2 protein-coding genes and 1 tRNA gene are annotated in these 3,490 nt (G+C 51.3%); 2 read left to right on the top strand and 1 reads right to left on the bottom strand.

The features are described 5' to 3' along the window. Nucleotides 1-196: 196 nt before the first annotated feature. Nucleotides 197-272, top strand: a tRNA-Ala gene (locus H5U02_14705). Between the two features lie 379 nt (nucleotides 273-651). Beyond that, nucleotides 652-819, top strand: coding sequence for a hypothetical protein (locus H5U02_14700; protein MBC7343670.1), 168 nt, complete (start codon nucleotides 652-654; stop codon nucleotides 817-819). 226 nt (nucleotides 820-1,045) lie between these two features. On the opposite strand, the gene H5U02_14695 is transcribed toward H5U02_14700, so the two are convergent. Further along, nucleotides 1,046-2,737 (bottom strand): glycosyltransferase family 4 protein, encoded by a 1,692-nt coding sequence (locus H5U02_14695; protein MBC7343669.1) that lies wholly within the window; start codon nucleotides 2,735-2,737, stop codon nucleotides 1,046-1,048. Between the last annotated feature and the right edge of the window lie 753 nt (nucleotides 2,738-3,490).

The following is a 3,490-nucleotide window of genomic DNA, read 5'->3' as shown; positions in this document are numbered from 1 at the left end:
CCAGAGAGTCAAGGTTAATCTTCATGAGATGATTATAGATCGCAAAGAGGAAGAAAGCCAGATAAATTTTCCCTCATTCATGGGGCGGGTGGTATTTTTAACTTTGACGGAGCCCTGCAACGACACCAAAAAGCCTTGCATAGTCCCTAGCTTTATGCTATACTTCGAGTTGTTCCAAGGGAACAAAAAAGAGCACGGGGATATAGCTCAGTTGGGAGAGCGCTTGAATGGCATTCAAGAGGCCGGGGGTTCGAATCCCCCTATCTCCACCAGGAATTGCAAGGGTGTCAGCGATCGACGGTCTTACTTCAGTAACCTGTTTACAGCAATTCTACAGCAAATAGAATAGAGGTATTTTTTCTTTCTTACTACCTCTCTTAGTCTTAGTACCTCCTTAGTACCTCGTTTACCTTGGTTGCTACCTTTTTTCCAGGCCAAAGGAAGCATACGAATGAACAGTTGTGCCAATCCTGATAGCGTGCCAGTGCGGCGAACTGCTCTAGGCCCCGCACTTGCCGAGACCCTGGCAGAGCTGCTGCGCTGGGGTGGGTACGACGCTTGCACCCTCCAGGAGGGAAGGTTGTAGGCGGCATAATAAGCCAACGTATGCTAAAATAGGGTTGCCGGGACTACGGCAAGAGGTGATGCCGTATGATCTATGCTGGTATTGCCAAAGGAAAGATCATTGAGCTCGCAGAGGAGCTACCGTTGCCGGATGGAACACCGGTTGAGGTATCAATTAGCCTGCCGCCTACTACGGACACAGTCCGCGTCACCCTTGAGTGCGCAGGGATGCTCAGTGACCTGACTGAGCGGTAGCGGACCGCCTTCGAAGAAGCCTTAACCAGGCGACCCAGGTCCTCTGGAAGGTTTGCGACTGCATTTCGCTTTCGACCCTGCTCTTAAAAGCGAGGAACTGGTTTAGAATGCTTGTTATAGTAGCTTCTGCTTCGCCATACATCACAGGTACGCTCCTCAGATTCCCGCAATGAAAGGCTTGAGATGGTTAGCTTGGACACCACATTATGGCTTAGGTTCCTCGGGGTTAGCTGCCGGCTTGCCGGGCGCCAGGTTCGGACTTGGCCCGCTGCTTGTGGGTTATAACTACCCGCCTCAAGTAATCTTCCAGTAACCCGATGGTTTTGGAGGCAGAAAACTTGAGCGCTGTTTCCCTGCCCCTTTGGGCAAGGACCTCTCTAGCCTCTGGGTGTTGGAGCAGGTACATAACTGCATAGGCCAGCGAGTCTATGTCACCTGGATCTGCCATCAAAGCGTTTTCGCCGGGAACGGCGTAAGTCTCGATCCCGCCGCATTGGGTGGCGACTACCGGGACTCCCGAGGCCATGGCTTCCAAGGGGGGCATACCGAAGCCCTCATACCAGGAAGTAAAAAGAAAGATGTCGGATGTCCGGTAGTGCTCGGCGAGTTGCCCTTGGGAAGGGCTGACTATGAAAGTAACGGGGTAGCTTGCGCCTTGTACCTTAGGCTCGGCCTGGCACACCCACTTAACCTTAAACCGAAAACCATGATTCCATACCTTTTGCAGTGCCTTCAGGGCCACGTCGAACCCCTTAAAGCGCAAAGCCGGATTTCCTACCAGTAGAATGGTGCCGTCGTCGGGCCTTTTGCCGGGCTGGTAAATGTCAGTATCTATGCCATTGGGGATGACAGATGCGTCTCGGCCGTACCTGACTTTCAGGATCCTAGCCACAATCGGTGAGACGGCAGCTAAATAACATGGCAGTTGGTAACATTGAGCCAAGTGCTGCCGCACTGGCGAATTGAACGAGAGATCCCCGCATTCGCCAAACATCCACTCGTGACCTTGCTCCCAATAAACTACGGGTGTATCAGTATCCATAAGTTCGGGAATCTGGCTCACCCAACCGGCCATGACCACATCGCAGCAGTCTAGGTAGTCGCGATAGGATTTCCCTTGAGGTACGGCAATTTCTTCATCTACCTGAATGGGAAACCATTCCGGTAGTACCTGACTGTTTTTGCCTGTCTTCCCCAGCGCAATTACCCGGTGGCCTCTGTTGTGAAGCTGTCTCATCTGCTCCAGTAGCATCTTGAGGCCGCCGGTTAGATTCTTGTGCGGCAGAATATAGCCTACGGTTAGAGGCTCGTTTTTACCTGATGCTTCCACCGGGTATTCGTTGACTTCTTTGGGCTTTTCCTGCTTACACTGGGTCGGAAAGACGGCTATCAATTGCGCTCCGTTGTCGCCTATGGGCATTAATTGATAGCTGAAGTCGAAATCAAGAAAGTCCGTGAGTATCCACCTGCTTTGGTGTGCCTCATGTGCGTTGCCCAAGAACGCACCTTGGGACGCGGGATACAGCGGAGTAGAGACCAGCAGGCACTTGTTGGTGTGGTTTACTAGTTTTTGAAGAAGGCTTGTTCCGGCCCCTTTATCGAAGTGCTCCAACACATCGATCAGCAGAATGACATCATAGCTAGGGAGCTCACCCACCAAGCTCAGGATATCCCCGTAATATACTCGATCGTAACAATGTTCATGGATGGGGTTCTTGTAACCAGAAAAAACCTCAACCCCGTCTACCTTTATCTGCCATTGATGCTTGTAATAGCGCCCCAATGGTACCTCCAGTGCCTCGCGGATAAGCATTCCGTATTTGCCGAATCCGATCCCCACATCCAGGACCGATCGTGGTTGCAGTGACTGAATTTCGTGGAGCACAATAGGAATCACTTGGTACCAGCTGGTGGGCATACCGGCGCCTCCAGATGAATTAACTAATGGCCATTGCTTGTTCGACAGCCTAATCTCAACCCACAGGACTGACAACGATGCAGCCTTTACTGGATATTACTCAACCACCAGCCAAAGTGTTCATAGTCCTGGCCACTTCCAGAAGCGCGCGGGCGCTCTGATTCCCTGGCTTAAGCCGAAGCATAGTCAGTAGCGCGTTTTCTACATCTTCGCAATGTCGGAGTTCTATCATAGCATCGACAGGCCTACCAGACATGGCTGGGGGCGACGTGGGTGGTTGAATGCTAGGTACCAAACGAGCGCGTAGCTCCACTTGAAGGGCAAACTGTGGCTTTGGTAGGCAAGCTAGGGTAGGAATGCACGAACGCAAGTACAATCACTGCGCGGCACATGCTGAACAGCTTCCATGGCCTATGATTTGCCTGAAGTAGTTATTTTAGACACCAACATGAGGTCGATTTCATTGGCTGAACGGTTGGCTGTACCTTGTCGGGTCGCTTGGAAGGGTAAAAACCAGTTCCCCGATCTTGAAATCAAGTACCGGGGGTAGAGTAATGCAATATGTTCACTAAGTTCGGAAGTTTGGTGTGACTAGTCTTTCCACGGAATGAGTCGAGGAAATTGATCCAGAATTGACTCGTATTGCTCCTTTATCCTCCACCTTCCCTCGGGATCTAGTTTCTTGTATCGCAAGTATTTATTGAGCCGATCCTGTGGGTTCATCCAACCAAGGTGTTTCACTCGTAGTGGGCT

The sequence above is a fragment of the Clostridia bacterium genome (genome assembly GCA_014360065.1).
In the GTDB taxonomy this organism is placed as follows: Bacteria; Bacillota; DSM-521; order Neomoorellales; family JACIYF01; genus JACIYF01.
Note: the sequence above shows the minus strand (reverse complement) of the source record. Positions and strands in the feature narration are given on the sequence as shown.

Coding starts and splice junctions, on each gene's coding strand:
- H5U02_14695 (MBC7343669.1), bottom strand. CDS start 2,737: ATGCCCACCAGCTGGTACCAAGTGATTCCTATTGTGCTCCACGAAATT.
- H5U02_14700 (MBC7343670.1), top strand. CDS start 652: ATGATCTATGCTGGTATTGCCAAAGGAAAGATCATTGAGCTCGCAGAG.